Here is a 20,304-nt window from a genome sequence, read left to right as displayed (position 1 = left end):
CGGACGCGCGCATCCGAGGGACGTGCCCCATGCGGCCGCGCGAGGAGTCCCGTCGCCATACTTCTCCCGATCATCGACCGCGCCGATCGGCGGCGCGAGTCCTTCGACGTGGGGGAGCTTCATGAACGCACGCCTGCGGCGGCCTGCCGCTGCACTGATCACGACCACGCTGGTGGCCGGCGTCCTTGGCCTCGCGCCCGCCGCGCACGCCGCCGACGGCACCATCTCGGGCATCGTCACAGGCTCGGACGGCCCGCTCGACGACGCCGGAGTCGACCTCTACGCCTTCGACGCCGACGATGCGCGCTGGAGCCTCGTCGCCGGCACCCACACCGATCAGGCCGGCGGCTACTCGATCGCAGTGGCGCCCGGCCAGTACCGCGTGCGCTTCGAGGACACGTACGCCGGACACGTCACGGAGTACTACGACGACGCGCGCCGTGTGGACGACGCGGACACCCTCACCGTGCCGAGCGGTGGCACCGTCGCGGCCAGCGCCCAGCTCGCTCCCGGCGCGCACATCACCGGCACCGTCACGGGTCCGGACGCAGACGCCGACCCGAGCGACATCGTGGCGGCCGCCTACGAGGTGGTCGAGGAGCACGGCTACGTCGCCTACGAGTGGGCCAAGACGGCCTTCGTCCAGGACGACGGCTCCTACGACATCGACGGGCTCGCGGCCGGCACCTACCGGGTGGAGTTCAGGGACAACGCGGACGTCGGCTCTCGCACCTACGCCACCGAGTACTACGACGACCAACCTTCCCTCGACGCCGCCGAGGACGTCGTCGTCGCCGAGGCGGCGACGGTCGCCGGGATCGACGCCGAGCTGTCGCCCGACGCCCAGGTCTCGGGACGGGTCACCGGCCCGACCGGGGCGGGCATCGAGGGCGCGTGGATCTCCGCGCTCGTCGAGGTCGGCGACGACTGGACCCCCGTGGGGAGCGGCCGCACCGGTACGGACGGCTCCTACGTGCTCGACGGACTCGCGGCGGGCACCTACCGCATCGAGCTCGGCGCCAACGTCGAGGGCACCTACGCCTACGAGTACTGGAACGACGAGGCTCGCCTGCGGAACGCCGACGACGTCGTCCTCGCTGCCGGCGGCGCACGAGCGGGCATCGACGCCAGGCTGGTGCCCGGCGAGCACGCTGCCGAGACGACCGTGACCAACACCGTCGCGCCGAGCATCAGCGGCGCACCCGTCGTGGGGTCCACGCTGACCGCGTCCATCGGCACCTGGACGCCGACCCCCACCGTGGTCTCCTACGAGTGGCTGCGCGACGACCAGCTCATCCAGGGTGCCGACGACTCCACGTACGTGCCGACCGCCGAGGACGTCGGGGCGCGGATCACGGTGCGGGTCACCGCCGGTGCCGCCGACCACCTCTCCGGCCGCGCCGAGTCGGCCCCGACGGCGCCCGTCACCGCCCCCGTCACGCCCGAGCCGACGCCCGAGCCGACGCCCGAGCCGACGCCGGTGCCGACGCCGGTGCCGACGCCGGTGCCGACGCCGCCCGTCGTCAGCGCCTCCGTGGCCCTCGCGGCGATCCTCGCGGGTGTCGACGTCAGCGGGAAGCCCAAGGTGGGCAAGACCCTCAAGCTGTCGGGCCTCGACAAGGTCTTCCGCGCGAGCACGCCGGTGACCTACAGGTTCCAGTGGCTGGCGGGCAAGAAGAAGATCAAGAAGGCCACCAGGTCCAGGCTCACGCTCACCCGGGCCATGAAGGGCACGAAGATCTCGGTGAAGGTGACCGCCAAGGCCGCCTCCACCACCAGGTCCGTCACGATCAAGGTCGGCAAGGTGCGCTGACCAGCTGAACCGCACGTGCGCGAGGGCCGGATCCCGCTCGGGGGTCCGGCCCTCGCCGCGTCCTGGCCGAGCACCCCGACGGGTCGGGGTCCACCGATCCGGCGCCGCCCGCCCCTACGCTTCCGGCAGCGCCCGGCCCCGAGCCGGGCGTGCCCGCACCCCGCGGGCCACCCTCACGAAGGAGTCGTCATGGGTATCGGAGTCGGCATCCTGCTGCTCGTCATCGGCCTGATCCTGCTGTTCGCCGTCAAGGAGTTCCCCGACTCGGTCCAGGAGGTCGTCGACCCGACCACCGTGGGCTGGATCCTGGTGATCGCCGGCGTCCTGGCGCTCGTGCTCGCGCTGGTCATGAACAACCAGCGGTCGAAGACCACCCACGTGGAGGAGCGCCGCGACGTGTGAGGCGGCGGCGTGCGGGACGCGGTCGGCTCAGAGCCAGCCGCGCTCCTGGGCGATCCGGGCCGCCTCGCTGCGGGTGGTCGCCCCGGTCTTGCCGATCGCGGCGGACAGGTGGTTGCGCACGGTGCCCTCCGAGAGGTGCACGCGCGCGGCGATCGCGGCCACCGGTGATCCGTCGAGGGCGTGGGTGAGCAGCTCGCGCTCGCGCCCGGTCAGCGGGCTCGGGCCGTCGACGAGCGACTCCGCGGCCAGGTCGGGGTCGACGACCCGCAGCCCGGCGTGGACCCGGCGCACGGCGTCGGCCAGCTGGCGCGACGGCGTGTCCTTGACGACGAACCCGGAGGCACCGGCCTCGATGGCGCGCCGGACGTAGCCCGGCCGGCCGAAGGTGGTGACGATCAGCGACCGCACGCCCGGCAGCTCGCGCCGCAGGGCCGCGGCGGCCTCGATGCCGTTGAGGCCGGGCATCTCGATGTCGAGCAGGCAGACCTCGGCCTCCGAGGCACGGGCGGCCTCGACCACCTCGTCGCCCCGGCCGACCTGGGCCACGACGTCGAGATCTGACTCGAGGTCGAGCAGCGCCGCCAGCGCACCGCGTACGAGCGCCTGGTCGTCGGCGAGCAGCAGCCGGATCACGGCAGCGCCACCTCGACGCGGGTGCCGGGGGTGGCCGGGCGGATGCTGAGGGTGCCGCCGGCGCCGCTGACCCGCTCGCGCATGCCGCGCAGTCCGTTGCCCTCGGCGCCGTCGCAGCCGGATCCGTCGTCGGTGACGGCGATGCCGTCGGGGCTCAGCTCGATGACCACGGTGCGCGCCTGCGCATGGCGCACGACGTTGGTGACCGCCTCGCGCAGCACCCAGGCCAGCAGCGCGCGGTGCCGTGGGTCGGTGTCGGCCACGGAGCCCTCGATCGTCGTGGCGACACCGGCGTCGGCCAGCACCAGGTGAGCGGCGGCCAGCTCGTCGTCGAGGTTGCCGGCGCGCAGCCCGCCGACGGTCGCCCGCACCTCGGCGAGCGCCTGGCGCGCCGTGCTCTGGATCGACTCCAGCTCCTGCTTGGCGCGGGCGGGGTCGAGGTCGATCAGCCGGGCGGCGAGCTCGGCCTTGACCGACAGCGCGGTGAGGGAGTGCCCGAGCACGTCGTGCACGTCGCGAGCCACCCGTTCGCGCTCGGCGACCACGGCGTGCTCGCCCAGGGCGCGGTAGGACAGCTCCTCGCGCTCGCCGAAGATGCGCAGCATGACGGCGCCGATCATGATCGGCCAGAGCACGAGGAAGAAGAAGGGTGGGAAGTCGTCGATCTGCAGCAACGACAGGAGCGGGAACGCCGCCCACAGGCCCACCGCCCACTTCCACCACGGGGTGGGCAGCTCGAGGGCCGAGAGGATCGCGAGGTAGGGCGTGAACGAGATGACGCCCATACCGATCACGGGCAGGGTGGCCAGGGCCATGGCCACCATCACGCCGAGGCACGCCCAGGTGTTCCAGCGCCAGGAGTAGCCCATCACGTTGGCGACGGCGAAAGCGGCGATGCACAGCCAGGCGGCCACCTTGACCGCGACCGGCACGTCGGCAGCCGCGACGGAGGTGACCGGGAAGACCAGGAAGACCAGCCAGATGGCCGCGAACGCCCAGCCCCACCTCTCCCAGGGGTTGGCCGGGAGCGTCGTGGTCGGCGCCGTGGTCATGTCCGCGCCCGGCTGCGGCGTACGCCCCACAGCGCGAGCAGCGCGAAGATCACGGTCCACGCGAGCACGTTAGCGATCGGCAGCCACAGCGGGTCGCGATCTCCCATCATCAGCCAGCCGTCGGTGACCGGGAATCGGGCGAGGGCGAGGTAGCCGTAGAAGGGGGTGAGCCGGCCCAGGTCGAGCATGACGCCGCTCATCGGCACGAAGACGTTGCCGAGGAAGGCCAGCACCACGACCATCCCCGACGCGATGCCGGAGGCGTTGGGACCGCGGAACAGCAGGCAGATCGCCAGGCCGTAGATCGCGAAGAGCGCCGAGCCGAGCCACACCACCGCGCCGGCCAGCACCCAGTCCGTCCAGTGGCCGCGGGCGCCGGTGGCGGCCCCGATCGCGAAGATCGCGACGACGGGGACGGCGGCCACCACCATCGCGACGGCTGCCTTGGCGACCACGAAGGCGACCGGGCGCATCGGGGTCAGCCCGAGCTGGCGTCCCCACCCCATCATCTGCTCGGTGGCGGCGCTGCCCGCGACGGTGGTCGTCGCGGTGACCGCGCCGTAGGCGGCCATCGAGATCATCACGACCATCGCGACGTTGCCGCTGCCGGCCGGGTCGTCGGAGCCGAGGCCGAAGACGAGGTACATGAACGTCGGCAGGCCGACGACGAAGAACATGCCGATCCGGTCGCGGAACTGACGCCGCAGGTCGAGGCGGGCGTAGGCGCGCATCTCGGGTCGCGGGGCGGGCCGTACGTCGTCCGCGGCGCGCGCGGGAAGGGTCGTGGCGGTCATCGGGTGGCTCCTTCGAGCTCGGGTGCGTCGGTCCCGCGCGACGGCTCGGCGGTGAGGGCGAGGAAGGCGGCCTCGAGGCTGGCGGCGGACTCCTCGACGTCGCTGACACCGAGGGGCGCCAGGGCCTCGCGCACCCGTGCCAGCCAGTCGGTGTCGATGCCGGCGCCGCCGACGACCTCCGGCGGGGGGCGGAAGGTCAGGGTGCGCCCGCCGTACGCCGCCCGCACGTCGGCGGTGGCGGCGTCGTGGACGATCCGGCCGTGGTTCATCAGGACCGTGCGCTCGGCGAACTCGTCGGCCTCGGCGAGGTAGTGGGTGGCGAAGACGATCGTGCGCCCGAGCGCGGCGTCGGCGCGCATCGCGTGCCAGAACTCCTGCCGCGCGCCGACGTCCATGCCGGTGGTCGGCTCGTCGAGGATGACCAGGTCGGGGTCGGGCAGCAGCGCCAGGGCGAACTTCAGCCGCTGCTGCTCGCCGCCGGAGCACGCCTCGACCCTGCGCGCGGCGATGCCGTCCAGCCGGGCCCGCCCGAGGACGACCGCGACGCGGTCGGAGCGGCCGTGCAGGGCGGCGATCGCGCGCACCGTCTCCTCGACGGTGAAGTCGTTGAGCAGGCCGCCGGTCTGCATGACCGCCGACACCCGCCCCTGGCGTACGGCGTGCGCGGGGGAGGTGCCGTAGACCTCCAAGGTGCCGGCGTCGGGCGTCGTCAGGCCGAGCAGCAGATCGACCGTCGTGGTCTTGCCGGCGCCGTTGGGGCCGAGGAAGGCGACGATCTCGCCGGGGTGGACCGTGAGGTCGACGTCGTCGACCGCGACGACCCGGGTGCCGTCGCTCGAGCGGAAGGCCTTGCGCAGCCCGGTGGCGTGGATGGCTGGGGTGCTCATGCGTCCACCCTGTCGGCCCGGGCGCGCCCGGCCCTCGCCCACGTGTCACGACCTCCCCGTGACACCTGTCATCCGTGGCGTTGGTCCATCAAGGTACGTAGACGAACCGGCACTTCCCTCGATGAGCTGAGCGAGGGAAGTGCCGGTTGAGCGACATACCTTGATGGACCGTCGGCGGGCCGGCGGCGGCCGCCGCCGCACGCCCGGTCAGGCGACGGTCAGAACGCCGCCTCGTCGAGGTCCATCAGCTCGAGGGTGGTGGCCTCGGCGATGGCGCGCTCGGCGCTGACCCGGGGCAGGTTGGTCTGCGCGAAGAACTGCGCGGCCGCGACCTTGCCCTCGTAGAACGCCTTGTCCTTCGCCGACACCTCACCGGCCAGCTTGTCCAGCGCGACCTCGGCCTGGCGCAGCAGCAGCCAGCCGCAGACGACGTCGCCGAGCGCCATCAGCAGGCGCGAGGTGTTGAGCCCGACCTTGTAGATGTTGCGCTGCTCCTCGGCCGACGACATCAGGTCGTTGATCATGTGGCCGACGATGGCGTTGGCGTCCTCGAGCGCCGTGGTGAGCAGCGCCCGCTCGTTCTTGAGGCGGCCGTTGCCGGCCTCGGAGGCGAGGAAGCCCTCGATCTCCTTGGCCAGGTGGCCCAGCGCCCGGCCCTGGTCCTTGACGATCTTGCGGAAGAAGAAGTCCTGGCCCTGGATCGCGGTGGTGCCCTCGTAGAGGGTGTCGATCTTGGCGTCGCGGACGTACTGCTCGATCGGGTACTCCTGCAGGAAGCCCGAGCCGCCGAACGTCTGCAGCGACTCGGTGCCCAGCAGCACCCACGAGCGCTCGGAGCCGTAGCCCTTGACGATCGGGAGGAGCAGGTCGTTGACCGCGGCGGCGAGGCGGGCCTCGTCGCTGTCGGCGGTGCCCGCGTGCTCGGCGAGCATCACCTCGTCCTGCCAGGTGGCGGTGTAGAGGACGAGGGCGCGCATCGCCTCGGCGAACGACTTCTGGGTCATCAGCGAGCGACGGACGTCGGGGTGGTGGGTGATCGTGACGCGCGGGGCGGTCTTGTCGGCGGCCTGGGTGAGGTCGGCGCCCTGGACGCGCTCCTTGGCGTAGTCGAGCGCGTTGAGGTAGCCGGTCGAGAGCGTCGCGATGGCCTTGGTGCCGACCAGCATGCGGGCGTTCTCGATGACCTGGAACATCTGGGCGATGCCGTCGTGCACCTCGCCGAGCAGCCAGCCCTTCGCCGGCTCGCCGCCACCGACCTGCGGGTCGCCGAAGGTCACCTCGCAGGTGTTGGAGACCTTGATGCCCATCTTGTGCTCGACGTTGGTGACGTAGACGCCGTTGCGCTCGCCCGTGAGCTCGCCGGTCTCGAGGTCGAAGTGCTGCTCGGGCATCCAGAAGAGCGAGAGGCCCTTGGTGCCCGGGCCGCCGACGCCCTCGACGCCCTCGGGGCGCGCGAGGACGAGGTGCATGATGTTCTCGCTCATGTCGTGGGTGGCGCTGGTGATGAAGCGCTTGACGCCGGTGATGTTCCACGAGCCGTCCTCGTTGGGGACGGCCTTGGCGCGGCCGGCGCCGACGTCGGAGCCCGCGTCGGGCTCGGTGAGCACCATCGTGCAGCCCCACCGCCGGTCGACCATGTACTGGGCGACGGCCTTGTCGCGGTCGTTGCCGTTGCGGTGGACCACGTTGGCGAACGCCGGCCCGGCGGCGTACATCCACACGGGGGCGTTGGCGCCGAGCACCATCTCGCCGAGGGCCCAGACCAGGGACGAGGGGGCCGGCGTGCCGCCCAGCTCCTCGTGGACCTGCAGGCGCCAGAACTCCGAGTCCATCCAGGCCTGGTAGCTCTGCTTGAACGACTCGGGCACCGGCGCGGTGTGGGTGGCGGGGTCGAAGACCGGCGGGTTGCGGTCGCTGTCCTCGTAGGACGAGGCGAGGTCCTCGCGGGAGAGCCGCTCGACCTCGCGCAGGATCTCGCGGGCGCTCTCGGCGTCGATCTCGCTGAAGGGTCCGGTGCCGAGGACCTCGTCGCGGCCGAGCATCTCGAAGAGGTTGAACTCGATGTCTCGGAGGTTGGTCTTGTAGTGGCTCACAGCTTCCACCTGTCAGGTCGCGGGATCGGGGGCGAGTGCCTACTCGCCAGTAACAAGATGATGCCTCGCCGGGCGGCGCCGCGCAACACGATCGGGCGAACGTCACGTTCGCCGAGCGCTCCGGGCGTGGTCGGGAAGGGCGACACGCCGCCGCGCCATGTCGATTTTGTCTATCACTCCATGTATGTCTAGTCTTTCACCTGACAAACCAGACCCGCTCGACCTGGCCCGCGACCGCGTCGCAGCCGTCCCCAGAACCGGAAGGAGCTGCGCATGCGCAAGCTCATCGTGCTCGGCGTCGTGGGCCTCATCGCCCAGCTCATCGACGGATCCCTGGGCATGGCCTACGGCGTGACGTCCTCGACGCTGCTCCTCGCGGCCGGTGTGGCACCGGCAGCGGCCTCGGCCGCCGTCCACTTCTCCGAGATCGGCACCTCGCTGGTGTCCGGCGCCTCGCACCACAAGCTGGGCAACGTCGACTGGCGCACGGTGTCGATCCTGGCGGTGCCCGGCTTCGTCGGCGCCTTCGCCGGCGCGACGCTCCTGTCCAACATGGACGCGGCGGTGGCCAAGCCGATCGTCGCGATCATCCTGCTCAGCCTCGGCTTCTACGTCGTCTACCGCTTCCTGCGCCTCGGCGGCGCCCGCCCGACGTTCAAGGGCCACCCCTCCGCGGCGTTCCTGGCCCCGATGGGCCTGGTCGCGGGCACGCTCGACGCCGTCGGCGGCGGCGGGTGGGGCCCGGTCGGCACCACCTCGCTGCTCTCCAGCGGTCGCCTCGAGCCCCGCAAGGTCGTCGGCTCGATCGACACCTCGGAGTTCGTCGTCGCGGTCGGCGGCTCGCTCGGCTTCCTCCTCGGGCTCGGCGCCGCCGGCATCAACTGGGGCTACGCCGGTGCCCTCCTCGCCGGTGGCGTGATCGCCGCGCCCGTCGCCGCGTGGCTGGTCAAGAAGCTCCCGGCCCGCGTGCTCGGCACCGCGGCGGGCGGCCTGATCATCCTGACCAACTCCAAGACGCTGCTCGACTCCATCGGCGCCCCGGGTGTCGCCACCGCCGTCACCGCCGCGGTCATCTTCGTCCTCTGGGTCTCCGCGATCGTCTGGGCCGTCAAGCAGGAGCGGCTGTCCAAGGCCGCACTGGCCGAGGAGGAGCTCCAGCCCACGACGGCCTGACCCGTCGATCGACGCACGCCGGCGCCCGTTCCCGGGCGGCCGGCGTACGTCCTCCGACGCCGCACGTCGGGCAAGCGCACTGTCTCTGCCGACATATCTGACAAACTGGGCATATGCGCGTCTCCGCCAAAGCCGACTACGCCCTCCGGGCCCTGATCGAGATCGCGGTGCGCGCCGACGGGACCGCCGTCAGCGCCGAGCAGCTCGGCAAGGCGCAGGGCATCCCCCACGGCTTCCTCCAGGCGATCCTGGCCGACCTGCGACGCGCCGACATCGTGGTGTCGCAGCGCGGCCAGTCCGGTGGGTGGCGCTTCGCCCGCAAACCCGAGTCGGTCACCGTCGCCGACGTCATCCGCGCGGTCGACGGCCCGCTGGTCTCGGTCTACGGCCTGCGCCCCGAGGCGGTGGAGTACGACGACAGCGCCAAGGTGCTGCAGCACGTGTGGATCGCCGCGCGCCACTCGCTGCGGATGGTCTTCGAGCAGGTCACCATCCAGCAGCTCGCCGACGGCACCCTCCCCGAGGGCGTCGCCGCACTGACCCGCGACGACGACGCCTGGCAGCCGCACTGACGGTCGGGCCCTGACGTACGCCCGACGCGGCCGGCTCAGTCGACCGCGCGCAGCCAGCTGATCAGCGGCCGCAGGGCGCGCCAGTCCTCGCGGACCCGGTCGACGAGACCGGCGCCGATGGCGTCGGCCTCGAAGCCGTAGGACCGCCCCACGAACAGCTGCTTGCGCCGCAGCAGGTGGATGCGCGGGTGGTCGGCGTCGTAGCCGCGGGGCGAGGTCTTGAGCTGGTCGCCGCCGACCTCGAAGCCCGCCCGCTCCAGGTTGCGCAGCAGCCGGTCGAGGGCAGGTCCGGTCGTGTCGTCGGCCATCGCGTCGCGGATCGCCGCGAGCGTCGGCCCGTCGGCGTCGTAGAAGCCGGCGCCGACGCGAGTGCCGCGCGGCGAGATCTCGACGTACCAGCCGGTGCGCGGTCCGGCCGCGACGAACGCGCCCTGGTGGGTCTTGTAGGGCGTCTTGTCCTTGGCGAACCGCACGTCGCGGTAGGGCCGGAACACCTTGGCGGTGCCGAACTCGGGCTCCAGGGCGGCCATCAGCGCCTTCATCGGCGCCTCCACCGACTCCTTGTAGACGTGCTTGTTGGCCTCCCAGAAGGACTTGGTGTTGTCCATCTCCAGGTCGTCGTAGAAGTCGAGCGCGGCGACGGGGAATCCGGTGAAGCTCACGCGGTGCGACGTTAGCCGACCGCGCACGTCCGCCCGCAGCCGAGGGGCGCGGTCAGGAGGAGATGTGGAGCGGATGACGAGATTCGAACTCGCGACATCGACGTCGGCGGAGCGTCGTGCTCGGCGCGCCCTCGCCCTGTAGGGGAAGGGGAGATGTGGAGCGGATGACGAGATTCGAACTCGCGACATCGACGTTCGCGGAGCGTCGCGCTCGGCGCGGTCTGTCGGCCGGGGAGGAGGAGATGTGGAGCGGATGACGAGATTCGAACTCGCGACATCGACGTTTCGCGGAGCGTCGCGCTCGGCGCGCGATCACGGGGGAGATATGGATGGAATGGAGCGGATGACGAGATTCGAACTCGCGACATCGACCTTGGGAAGGTCGCGCTCTACCAGCTGAGCTACATCCGCAGTGCCGTCCTGGGACAGCGGGCCAGATGCTACCGGACCGGGCTAGGCAGTGTCCGACCCGACCCGCGAGAGGGTGGGGTGCTTGGCTGTGACGCTGTCGCCGGACGAGCGCCCGGTGAGGCGCCGGTGCACCCAGGGCGCGAGGAACTCTCGGGTCCACTGGGCGTTGGCGGCCCAGGTCTCGCGGCGGCCGCGGACGGGCAGCGGCTCGACGGTGACCGGCTCCAAGCCGTGCTCCACGCCGATGGCCTCGAGGACGGCGTGCGCCATGTGGGTGTGGCCGGCGCTGTTGAGGTGCATCCGGTCGGTGTCCATGACGCTGCCGATCTCGATGTCGCGCATCCGCCACATGTCGACGATGGTCGCGCCGTGCCGGTCGGCGATCTCGCGCACCCACTCGTTGAAGATCGCCATCCGCCCGCGCACGGGTCCGTAGATGCCGCCGCTGCCGGGGTCGACCATGGTGAACATGACCACGCGGGCGCCCGTGGCGGCGAGCCTCGCGATCGCCTCGTCGTACGTCCGGGCGAGCGCGTCGATGTCGACGCGGGGTCGCAGCACGTCGTTGCCGCCGCCGTGGATGGTGACCAGGTCGGGCTCGAGGGTGAGGGCCACGTCGAGCTGCTCGTCGATGATGGCGCCGAGCTTGCGCCCACGGATCGCGAGGTTGGCGTAGCCGAAGTCGTCGGTCTGCCGGGCGAGCACCTCGGCGACCCGGTCGGCCCAACCGCGCAGGCCGTTGGGCCGGGTCGGGTCGGGGTCGCCGACGCCCTCGGTGAAGGAGTCGCCCAGGGCGACGTAGCGGTGGAAGGTCACCGAGCCATTGTGCGACCCCCTCCCCAGTGGCCGACGGGTGGCCTAGGGTCGGCCGGGTGCTGCTCTCCGATCGCGACATCACCGCTGAGATCGACGCCGGCCGGATCGCCCTGGAGCCGTGGGACCCGCAGATGATGCAGCCGTCGAGCGTCGACGTGCGCCTCGACCGCTTCTTCCGGGTCTTCGAGAACCACCGCTACCCCCACATCGACCCGGCGGCCGACCAGTCCGAGCTCACCCGCGAGGTCGAGCCGGAGGGCGAGGAGCCGTTCATCCTGCACCCGGGCGAGTTCGTGCTCGGCTCCACCTACGAGGTGGTCTCCCTCCCCCACGACATCGCCGCGAGGGTCGAGGGCAAGTCGTCGCTGGGCCGGCTCGGCCTGCTCACGCACGCGACGGCGGGCTTCGTCGACCCGGGCTTCTCGGGCCACGTGACGCTCGAGCTCGCCAACGTCGCCACGCTGCCGATCAAGCTCTACCCGGGCATGAAGATCGGGCAGTTCTGCTTCTTCCGGCTCTCCTCGCCGAGCGAGCACCCCTACGGCTCGGAGAAGTACGGCTCGCGCTACCAGGGCCAGCGCGGCCCGACGCCGAGCCGGTCGTTCCAGGGCTTCCACCGCACCTCGATCTGACGACCGTCCTCACCGCGCGGTCCGTGGCGTGGATTAGGACACACCTCCCTTGTCTTATTCGGGGGGCCTGGGGTTAGGCTGACCTAAGTTAGCCTTGCCTTACTGAGACACGGAGTCCTGATGAAGCGTTCCCTCGCCGCGCCCCTGGCCGCGTTCACCGTCCTGGCCGCAGCCCTCGCCGGCTGCAGCACCGGTTCCACCACCGACAGCGCGTCCGACGCGAAGCCGACGTCGACCACGAGCGTCGACGCGGATGCCTTCCCGGTGACCATCGAGCACGCGCTGGGGGAGACGACCATCGAGTCGGAGCCGACGCGGGTCGCGACGCTGGGCTGGACCGACCACGACCACGCGCTCGCGCTGGGTGTCGTCCCGGTCGGCGCCACCAAGATCACCTGGGGCGGCAACGACGCCGGCTCCACCGACTGGTTCGACGCGGCCATCGAGGAGGCGGGCGCCGAGGCCCCGGTGCGCTACGACGACGCCGACGGCGCGCCGGTCGACGAGATCGCCGAGCTCGCCCCCGACCTGATCCTGGCGACCAACTCGGGCATCACCGAGGCGGAGTACGCCAAGCTCTCCAAGATCGCTCCGGTCGTCGCCTACCCCGAGGCGCCCTGGACCACCGACTGGCAGACCTCGCTCGAGATGGTCGGCGAGGCCCTCGGCCGTACGGCGCTCGCCGACGAGGTCGCCGCCGACACCGAGGCCACCATCGAGCAGGCCGCCGAGGACAACCCCGAGCTGCAGGGTGCCGAGCTGATCTACGGCTACCTCGCGGCGACCGACCTGTCCACGGTCGGCATGTACGCCCCGGAGGACCCGCGGGTCTCCATCCTGCGCGACTTCGGGATGGTCGACGCGCCTGCCGTCGCCGACGCGATCAAGCCGGGCGAGTTCTACGGCACCGTGTCGGCGGAGAAGGCCGCCGACCTCGACTCCGACGTGTTCGTCACCTGGGTCGACTCGCCCGAGACCATCGAGACCATCGAGAACGACAAGCTGCTCGGCCAGATCCCCGCGATCGCGGAGGGCCACTGGTACGCCGAGTCCGACAAGCAGAACGCGATGGCCTCGACCAACCCCACGCCCCTCTCCATCCCGGTCATCGTGAGCGACTTCCTGCCCCACGTGGTCGAGGCGCTGAAGGGCTAGGGATGACCGCCCTCGTCCCGACGCGGGAGGACGTCCTCAGGCCCCCGGGCCGTGGACGACGTCCCGCGCTGCCGGTCAGCGTCGCGATCTCGGTCGTGGCGCTGGCCGGCGCCGGCGCGCTGTCGCTGCTGGTCGGGGCGCGGGCCGTGCCCGTCTCTGCGGTGTGGGACACCTCGCACCCCCTGCACGCGGTCGTCGAGGCGCGCCTGGACCGTACGCTGCTGGCACTCGCCGTCGGCGCCGCCCTCGGCCTCGCGGGCGCGCTGATGCAGGGGCTGACCCGCAACCCGCTGGCCGACCCGGGCATCCTCGGCGTCAACGCCGGCGCCACCTTCGCGATGGTCGTCGGGATGACGGCCTTCGGTGCGTCGGCGATGGGGCAGTTCCTGCCGCTCGCCTTCGTCGGCGCGGCCGTCGCCGCGGCCGCGGTCCACGGCATCGCCTCGATGGGCCGCGACGGCGCCACCCCGATGAAGCTCGCCATCACCGGCGCGGCGCTCAGCGCCGGCCTGGCCAGCTGGACCACCGGCCTGCTGCTGGCCGACCGCAAGACGATGGAGTCCTTCCGCTTCTGGCAGGTCGGCACGGTCGCCGGCCGCGGCACCGACGTGCTGGTGGCCGGTCTGCCGTTCCTGGTCGTCGGCGCGCTGCTCGCGCTCGCCGGCGCCCGCCTGCTCAACACCCTCGCGCTGGGCGACGACCTCGCCCGCGGTCTCGGTCGGCACACCACGCGCGACCGCCTCGTCATCGCGCTCGCGATCGTCCTGCTCGCCGGCACCGCGACCGCACTCGCCGGACCGATCGCGTTCGTCGGCCTCGTCGTGCCCCACGTCGTGCGCGCCCTCGTCGGCCCCGACCACCGCCGGCTGCTGCCGTTCTCCATGCTCGGCGGTGCCGTCCTCGTGGTCGTCGCCGACACCGTCGGTCGCGTCGTGCTGCCGCCGTCGGAGGTGCAGGTCGGCATCATGGCCGCGGTCGTGGGCGTGCCCGTCTTCATCGCCCTCATCCGCCGCACGGGGAGGGCCCTGTGACCGTGACCCTCGACCGCAGCCAGACCGCCGCGGAGGCAGCGCCCGACGCCGCCGACGTCGTACGACGCGCGCGCCGCGCCCCGGTGCGCCACCACCGCCGCCTGCTGGGCGGCCTGGTCGTCGTCCTGGTCGGTGCGTTCGCCGCCCGGGTGCTGCTGGGTGACTACACGGTGACGGTCCCCGACTTCGTCCGCATCCTCGGGGGCGAGCAGATCCCCGGCGCGACCTACATCGTGATGGAGTCCAAGCTGCCGCGCGCGGTGCTCGCGGTGCTCGTCGGCGCCGCCTTCGGCGTGGGCGGCGCGATCTTCCAGACCACGCTCCGCAACCCGCTCGCCAGCCCCGACATCGTCGGCATCAGCCTCGGGGCGAGCGCCGCGGCCGTGTCGGTCATCGCGCTGGCCGGCTGGTCGGGGTGGCCGGTGTCCGCCGCCGCGATCTCGGGCGCCCTGGCCGTCGCCCTCGTCGTGCGCGCCGTCGCCGGCGACCACGGCGGCTTCCGGCTGGTGCTGGCCGGCATCGGGATGGCCGCCGCCATGCAGTCGGTCATCCAATACGTCTTCACCCGCGTCGACGAGTACGACGTGCAGCTGGTGCTGCGCTGGCTGACCGGCAGCGTCAACGGGGTGGCCTGGCGGACCATCGGCCTGCTCGCCATCGCCCTCGCCGTGCTCCTGCCGGCGACGGCCTGGGCGGCCAGGTCGCTGCGCGCGAGCGAGCTCGGCGAGGACACGGCGGCCGGGCTCGGCGTGGGCCGTGGCCGCACCGACCTGCTGATGCTCCTCGGCGTGCTGCTCGTCGCCGTCGGCGTCGCGGCCGCCGGCCCGATCGCGTTCGTGGCGTTCCTGTCCGGCCCGATCGCCCGCGCCCTCAACCGGGGGCGTACGACGCTGCTCGCCGCCGGCCTGGTCGGCGCGGTGATCGTCCTGGTCGGCGACTACGCGGGCGCCTACGCGTTCCCCGACCTCAACCTGCCCGTGGGCGTCGTGACCGGCGCCTTCGGCGCGCCGTTCCTGCTCTGGCTGCTCGCCCGCGGCCGCACCGGAAGGAGGGCGGCATGACCGTCGCCGCTGCCCCGCACGTCCGTCTGGAGGCGAGCGACCTCACGCTCGGCTACACCGACACCGCCGTCGTGCGCGACCTCGACCTGCAGGTCCCGCACGGCCGGATCACCGTCATCGTCGGCGCCAACGCGTGCGGCAAGTCGACGCTGCTGCGCGGGCTCGCCCGGCTGCTCCGCCCCCGGTCGGGGTCGGTGCTGCTCGACGGCGAGGCCATCCACCGGCTCCCGACCAAGCAGGTCGCCCGCACGCTCGGGCTGCTGCCGCAGAACCCCGTCGCGCCCGAGGGCGTCACCGTCGCCGACCTGGTCGGACGCGGCCGTCACCCGCACCACGGGCCGTTCGGACGCTGGACCAGCGCCGACGACGAGGCCGTGGCCGAGGCGCTCACCCTCACCGACACCCTCGGCCTCGCCGACCGGGTCGTCGACGAGCTGTCCGGCGGCCAGCGCCAGCGGGTGTGGATCGCGATGGCGCTCGCGCAGGGCACTGACCTGCTGCTGCTCGACGAGCCCACGACCTACCTCGACGTCGCCCACCAGGTGGAGATGCTCGACCTCCTCGCCGAGCTCAACGCCCGCCGCGGCACCACGATCGTGATGGTGCTCCACGACCTCAACCTGTCGGCCCGCTACGCCGACCACCTGGTCGCGCTGCACACCGGCCGGATCGTCGCCGAGGGCGCGCCCCGCGAGGTCGTCACCGAGGAGGTCGTTCGCTCCGTCTTCGGTCTCGACAACCGGGTGATCGACGACCCGGTGTCGCACACGCCCCTCGTCGTGCCCGTCGGCCGGCACCAGCCCCGCCCCCGGCAGCCCTGCCCCGACGAGTTCAGCCACCCCGCCCAGCCCAGCCCGCTCAGCTCGCCCAGTCCGCACGTCCACCCCAGCCGGGAGACCCGATGACCGTGACCGCCTCCGTCCTGCCCCTGCTCTTCACCGAGGTCGAGGTCGTGGCCGTCGAGCGGCTCTCGCCCACCTTCGTCCGGGTCGAGCTCGGGGGCCCCGACCTCGCCGACTTCGGCGTCGACGGCCCGCGCTGGGACCAGCGGATCAAGCTGATCCTCCCCGATCCGGAGACCGGGGGCATCGCCTCGGCCGAGGGCGCCGACGAGGGCTGGTGGGCGACGTGGCTGGAGCGGCCCGCCTCCGAGCGCGGCCACATGCGCACCTACACGATCCGCGACGTGCGCGGCTCGGGCCCGCAGACGACGTTCGTCGTCGACATGGTGCTCCACCTCGAGGGCGACCTCGTCGGGCCCGGCTCGCTGTGGGCCTCGCGCGCGAGCGTCGGCGACCGGATCGTGATCCTCGCGCCGCGCCGCGGCTACCCCTACGGCGGGATCGAGTTCACCCCCGCCCCCGGTGCCGAGCTGCTGCTCGTGGCCGACGAGACCGCGGTGCCGGCCGTGTGCACCGTGCTCGAGCAGCTGCCGGCCGACGCCCGCGGCACCGCCTTCATGGAGGTGCCGTGCGCGGACGACGTGCAGGACGTTCGCGGTCCCGCGGGCGTCGAGGTCGTGTGGCTGGCCCGCGAGGGCGGCGAGCTCGGGGTCGGGCTGCACGACGCCGTGGTCGCCCACCTCGGCATCCCCGGGGCCGAGGTGGAGGTCGCCCCCGACGAGGTCGACCCCGACCTCTGGGAGACGCCCTACTACTCCTCCTCCGGCGAGGAGGTGCCGGGAGGCATCACCGGCGTGGGCGGCACCTACGCGTGGATCGCCGGCGAGTCGAGGATCGTCACCGGGCTGCGCCGGCACCTGGTCAAGGAGCTCGGCTTCGACCGCAGCCAGGTGGCCTTCATGGGCTACTGGCGCCGCGGCGTGGCCATGAAGGCCTGAGGTGACGCCCCGCCGCGGTGGGCAGCGGTGGATCAGCGGCGGTTGGTGCGGGGCGCGCGGGGGGAGTAGCGCACGCGCTCCGCGATGCGGTGGCGGGCGATCAGCTCGATGTCGGTGAACGAGTCGTGCATGGCCTTCTCCTTTCCGTTGGTCGGGGCTGGGACAGCGGGGCTCAGCTCGGGTGCAGGGTGACGTCGCCCGACGCGGTCGTGGCACGGACCTCGAGGTAGGGCTGGTCGGGGGCGGGCTCGCCCGTGCTCGGCAGCATCGAGGTGAGCCGGCCGCTCGCGGTCCGCACGTCGGTCCAGACGGGGGTCCCGTCGTCGACCCCGATGCGGACGTCGCCGCTGGCGGTCTTGGCCGTGACGCGGCCCGACGCCACCTGGGCGACGACCAGGTCGCCCGAACCGGTGGTGAAGACCGCCTCGCCGCCCAGCGACTGGACGTGGGCGTCCCCGGAGCCGGTCTTGACGGCGAGCCCGTCGGCGGAGTCGACGCGCACGTCGCCGCTGCCGGTGGTGACGACGAGGGCCGACTCCGCGCGGCGTACGACGATGTCGCCCGACCCCGAGCGCAGGTGCGCGTCGCCGAGGAGGTGCCCGGCGTGCAGGTCGCCCGACCCGGACTGGACGACGACGTCGCCCTCGACCACGTCGAGGGACACGTCGCCGGAGCCGCTGTCGACGCGCGTGTCGTCCAAGCGCCCCTCGGCGACGAGGTCGCTGCTGCCGACCTTGGCGCGCAGCCTGCTGGCGGTGGGCAGCTCCACGACGATCTCCGCGCGTGCGTCGCGGCCGAACAGGCCGCCGCTCGAGCGCGGAGGGACGATCGAGATGGCACTCCGCTCGCCGGCCTCGACGTGGTGGACGTCGAACTCCTCGGCCCGCTCGCCGATGATGCTCACGGTCGTCCGGGCGGTGGCGGTGGCGCTCACGCGGACCAGTCCGCGGGCGTTCTCGACGTGGAGGTCGATCGGCTCCGGGGTGTCGAAGGTGAGGTCGATCTGGTTGCGCATCGGGTCTCCAGAGGGTGTGGTCGTCCGCCGGGCCGGCCGGTGCCGGTCCGCTGGTCGCGAGGTGGGGGTGCGAGGTGGGACGGGCCGCTGGCCCGTCAGGTCAGAGCCAGCCGGTCATCCGGCGGTTGCCCTGCTTGCGGTGGCCCGCGAACGGGTCGTAGCCCACGAAGGGCACGCTGCTCAGGTCGATGTCGACGTTGATGGCGTGCTCGTTGGTCGCGCTGCGCACGAGGCCGACCATCCAGGTGTTGAGGCTCTGCCCGGCGGCTGCGGCCTTCTCCTCGGCGCGTGCCTTGACGGCCTCCGGGATGCGGAGGGTGATCCGGGCCAGGTCGCCGTCGTCCTCGTCGGGCGTCGCGGGCGGCGCGGGCGGCGGGGGCGGTGCGGGGATGGCGGCGGGCGGGGCGACCTCGACGACGAAGTCGAGCTCGCGACCCACCAGCCGGACGTCGACGCTGCCGTCCGGGAGCTCGGCGGTGATCTCCGCCGCGGCGTGGGAGATGGCCTCCATCAGCGCGAGCCGCGCGCTCGGGTCGAGCGCGTAGGCCAACCGCTCGGCCGCCTGCCGCAGCTCGTCGCTGCCCGCCTCCGCCGCGGCGACGAGGTCGCGGCGCAGGCCGTCGACGTAGGGGGTGATGTCCATGCGCACCACGATGACATCACGATGATGTCATGTCAAGGAGTATGCGATGTCACCGCGGCTTCGCGGTGACGCCATGATGCCGCGAGATCCGTCAGGTCACGCACGCGCGGCCCCGCCCGGCCCCGATGTGGCGGCGTGACGGCGTCAGCGTTCGCAGCGGCGCTCGCGCTCGGCGCGGCAGGAGTCGCGCCCACTCCCTCCGTCGGCGCGATCGCGCCCGCTCTCGCCCCGGAGCTCGTCCTCGCCGGACCTGCCCCTCAGCTCGTCGCGTCCCGCGCCGCCGTGGAGTCGGTCCGGGCCCTGCCGTCCGTCGAGCCGGTCGTTGCCCGTGCCGCCGCGAAGCACGTCGCGGCCCCGCGTGCCCCGGAGGTCGTCGTCGCCGCGGCCGCCGTCGACCCGCGCCTTCGGGAAGCGAGGGCAGAAGACGGTCTCGAACATGGACTCACTGTCAGGTTGGACCGTGTCCGCTCCGCCCCGACCGCGGACGGTGGCGTCGCACGCGCCGAACGTCAGGCTGTTGCCGTCCCGGGTGCCGGTGAGGACGACGCGGTGGGCGTACAACGAGGCGTTCTCGAAGTCGGTGACCGGGATCGTGCGCCGCGCCTCGGCGCCCGTGACGAGCCTGCCGCGCGCCAGGTCGAGGTCCAGCAGGCCGCTCTCGGTGGTGACGTAGAACCCGTCGTGGCCACGACCGCCCTCGATCGAGCTCCCGGCACGTGGTGCCTCGTCCGCCACGAGGGTGTCGTCCCCGGCGCCGAAGCTCGCGTCGACGGGGCCGGACGCCCGCGCGACGAGGGCCTCGTCGGCCGCGGTGCCGACGAACTGGAGGGGGGCGCCGCCGATCGTCCCGGTGTAGAACGTCTCCAGACCCGACCAGGTCGCGATGACCTGCTGGTCGACCACGAGGGTCCCCGAAGCGTTGTCGATCGTCGTGGCCCCGGATCGCGAGGTCGAGGGGAGGAGCTCGTCCACGCCGTCGCCACCGGCGATCGATCCACCGGGAGCCATCACGCCTGCATAGTCGAGTGCGTCGTCGCCGGCGCCCAGGTCGACGACGTCGGCGTTGGGCTCGCCGGGCACGCCGGTGTCCACCACGTCCCGTGCGTCGCCACCGATGATGACGTCGCGCGCGGTGTCAGCGGGGCCGGCAGCGACGACGTTCTCCCCGTCGCCTCCCTCGAAGCGGTCCGCTCCCTCGCCGAGCTCGGCCTGGACCGAGCCGCGCCAGGCCGTGCCGTCCACGAGGTCATCGCCGGCTCCCGCGTCGATCGTGGCGTGCCCGGACGGAGACATGCCCGTCAGGCAGATCACGTCGTCGCCGCCCACCGCCACGACGCGTGTCGCGCCGTTGGTGACGATGACGTCGCGACCCTCCGTGCCGGTGATGAGCTGCCCGGCCCCGACGAGGGTGGCAACCTCGCCCCGGCAGGTCTCGGCGGCGGCCGACGCGGCGGCGCCGGTCGGCCCGAGCAGGGTGAGCACCAGAAGGGCCGCGGCGGTCAGCGGCGTCGTACGACGCATGATGTCCTCCAGTGGTCGATGTCGTGGACCACTGGTGTGATGCCCGCGACGGTCAGCACGTTGCCACGGTCGCGCCCGCACCCGGCGCTCCCGCGCGG

General features: G+C 72.7%; 20 protein-coding genes and 1 tRNA gene. 10 read left to right on the top strand and 11 right to left on the bottom strand.

The window, feature by feature from the left end; genetic code table 11:
• Positions 1–121 precede the first annotated feature (121 nt).
• Together AC54T2_RS02975 and AC54T2_RS02970 are read left to right on the top strand one after the other, a co-directional pair.
• Positions 122–1,813 (top strand): carboxypeptidase regulatory-like domain-containing protein, encoded by a 1,692-nt coding sequence (locus AC54T2_RS02975; RefSeq protein WP_496665480.1) that lies wholly within the window; start codon positions 122–124, stop codon positions 1,811–1,813.
• Between the two features lie 189 nt (positions 1,814–2,002).
• On the top strand, positions 2,003–2,215 hold the full coding sequence (locus AC54T2_RS02970) for a DUF6458 family protein (RefSeq protein ID WP_186339437.1): 213 nt from the start codon (positions 2,003–2,005) through the stop codon (positions 2,213–2,215).
• A gap of 27 nt (positions 2,216–2,242) precedes the next feature.
• On the opposite strand, the gene AC54T2_RS02965 is transcribed toward AC54T2_RS02970, so the two are convergent.
• The 5 genes from AC54T2_RS02965 to AC54T2_RS02945 form a co-directional block, all read right to left on the bottom strand.
• Positions 2,243–2,848 (bottom strand): response regulator transcription factor, encoded by a 606-nt coding sequence (locus AC54T2_RS02965; protein WP_186339436.1) that lies wholly within the window; start codon positions 2,846–2,848, stop codon positions 2,243–2,245.
• Positions 2,845–3,960 (bottom strand): sensor histidine kinase, encoded by a 1,116-nt coding sequence (locus AC54T2_RS02960; RefSeq protein ID WP_496665479.1) that lies wholly within the window; start codon positions 3,958–3,960, stop codon positions 2,845–2,847. Before AC54T2_RS02960 ends, AC54T2_RS02965 begins: the two co-directional genes overlap by 4 nt.
• On the bottom strand, positions 3,897–4,694 hold the full coding sequence (locus AC54T2_RS02955; RefSeq protein WP_241005245.1) for an ABC transporter permease: 798 nt from the start codon (positions 4,692–4,694) through the stop codon (positions 3,897–3,899). Before AC54T2_RS02955 ends, AC54T2_RS02960 begins: the two co-directional genes overlap by 64 nt.
• Positions 4,691–5,581: an ABC transporter ATP-binding protein gene (locus AC54T2_RS02950; RefSeq protein WP_186339434.1), complete on the bottom strand. Its 891-nt coding sequence runs from the start codon at positions 5,579–5,581 to the stop codon at positions 4,691–4,693. Before AC54T2_RS02950 ends, AC54T2_RS02955 begins: the two co-directional genes overlap by 4 nt.
• 218 nt (positions 5,582–5,799) lie before the next feature.
• The gene (locus AC54T2_RS02945; RefSeq protein ID WP_186339433.1) at positions 5,800–7,674 is read right to left on the bottom strand and encodes an acyl-CoA dehydrogenase; all 1,875 of its coding nucleotides are present in this window, start codon (positions 7,672–7,674) and stop codon (positions 5,800–5,802) included.
• Positions 7,675–7,947: 273 nt separating this feature from the next.
• Between AC54T2_RS02945 and AC54T2_RS02940 the strand changes: the two genes are divergently transcribed.
• The gene (locus AC54T2_RS02940) at positions 7,948–8,847 is read left to right on the top strand and encodes a sulfite exporter TauE/SafE family protein (protein WP_186339432.1); all 900 of its coding nucleotides are present in this window, start codon (positions 7,948–7,950) and stop codon (positions 8,845–8,847) included.
• 113 nt (positions 8,848–8,960) lie between these two features.
• Positions 8,961–9,419 carry an RrF2 family transcriptional regulator gene (locus AC54T2_RS02935; protein ID WP_186339431.1) on the top strand — a complete coding sequence of 153 codons (459 nt, stop codon included), beginning with the start codon at positions 8,961–8,963 and terminating at the stop codon, positions 9,417–9,419.
• Between the two features lie 35 nt (positions 9,420–9,454).
• Here AC54T2_RS02935 and AC54T2_RS02930 read toward each other — a convergent pair whose 3' ends face one another.
• The 3 genes from AC54T2_RS02930 to AC54T2_RS02920 form a co-directional block, all read right to left on the bottom strand.
• Positions 9,455–10,081, bottom strand: a complete 627-nt coding sequence (locus tag AC54T2_RS02930; RefSeq protein ID WP_496665478.1) for a DUF2461 domain-containing protein — start codon at positions 10,079–10,081, stop codon at positions 9,455–9,457.
• A gap of 335 nt (positions 10,082–10,416) precedes the next feature.
• Positions 10,417–10,492: transfer RNA gene (locus AC54T2_RS02925), tRNA-Gly, on the bottom strand.
• Positions 10,493–10,534: 42 nt separating this feature from the next.
• Positions 10,535–11,308 carry an SGNH/GDSL hydrolase family protein gene (locus AC54T2_RS02920; RefSeq protein WP_496665477.1) on the bottom strand — a complete coding sequence of 258 codons (774 nt, stop codon included), beginning with the start codon at positions 11,306–11,308 and terminating at the stop codon, positions 10,535–10,537.
• A 56-nt stretch (positions 11,309–11,364) separates the two neighbouring features.
• Here AC54T2_RS02920 and dcd point away from each other — a divergent pair, with 56 nt between their 5' ends.
• From dcd to AC54T2_RS02890, 6 genes are all read left to right on the top strand, one after another.
• Positions 11,365–11,940: a dCTP deaminase gene (dcd, locus tag AC54T2_RS02915; protein WP_496665476.1), complete on the top strand. Its 576-nt coding sequence runs from the start codon at positions 11,365–11,367 to the stop codon at positions 11,938–11,940.
• 120 nt (positions 11,941–12,060) lie between these two features.
• Entirely contained in the window at positions 12,061–13,095 is a 1,035-nt protein-coding gene (locus AC54T2_RS02910) for an iron-siderophore ABC transporter substrate-binding protein (protein ID WP_496665475.1), read from the top strand.
• A gap of 2 nt (positions 13,096–13,097) precedes the next feature.
• Positions 13,098–14,126, top strand: coding sequence for a FecCD family ABC transporter permease (locus tag AC54T2_RS02905; protein WP_186339427.1), 1,029 nt, complete (start codon positions 13,098–13,100; stop codon positions 14,124–14,126).
• Positions 14,123–15,187 (top strand): FecCD family ABC transporter permease, encoded by a 1,065-nt coding sequence (locus tag AC54T2_RS02900; protein WP_496665474.1) that lies wholly within the window; start codon positions 14,123–14,125, stop codon positions 15,185–15,187. The genes AC54T2_RS02905 and AC54T2_RS02900 overlap by 4 nt, the downstream gene beginning before the upstream one ends.
• Positions 15,184–16,092: an ABC transporter ATP-binding protein gene (locus tag AC54T2_RS02895; RefSeq protein WP_186339426.1), complete on the top strand. Its 909-nt coding sequence runs from the start codon at positions 15,184–15,186 to the stop codon at positions 16,090–16,092. Before AC54T2_RS02900 ends, AC54T2_RS02895 begins: the two co-directional genes overlap by 4 nt.
• Complete coding sequence (locus AC54T2_RS02890) at positions 16,089–17,027, top strand: siderophore-interacting protein (protein WP_186339425.1); 939 nt, start codon at positions 16,089–16,091, stop codon at positions 17,025–17,027. The genes AC54T2_RS02895 and AC54T2_RS02890 overlap by 4 nt, the downstream gene beginning before the upstream one ends.
• Before the next feature lie 172 nt (positions 17,028–17,199).
• Here the strand turns inward: AC54T2_RS02890 and AC54T2_RS02885 are convergent, their stop codons facing one another.
• The 3 genes from AC54T2_RS02885 to AC54T2_RS02875 all read right to left on the bottom strand — a co-directional run bounded on the left by AC54T2_RS02885 (position 17,200) and on the right by AC54T2_RS02875 (position 20,206).
• Complete coding sequence (locus AC54T2_RS02885) at positions 17,200–18,042, bottom strand: DUF4097 family beta strand repeat-containing protein (protein ID WP_186339424.1); 843 nt, start codon at positions 18,040–18,042, stop codon at positions 17,200–17,202.
• A 100-nt stretch (positions 18,043–18,142) separates the two neighbouring features.
• Positions 18,143–18,685 (bottom strand): toxin-antitoxin system HicB family antitoxin, encoded by a 543-nt coding sequence (locus AC54T2_RS02880; RefSeq protein ID WP_186339423.1) that lies wholly within the window; start codon positions 18,683–18,685, stop codon positions 18,143–18,145.
• Between the two features lie 144 nt (positions 18,686–18,829).
• Complete coding sequence (locus AC54T2_RS02875) at positions 18,830–20,206, bottom strand: calcium-binding protein (protein WP_186339422.1); 1,377 nt, start codon at positions 20,204–20,206, stop codon at positions 18,830–18,832.
• Positions 20,207–20,304 lie beyond the last annotated feature (98 nt).

This window comes from Nocardioides sp. Z35_8 (genome assembly GCF_059621125.1).
This window is presented reverse-complemented; position numbering and strand designations above follow the sequence as displayed.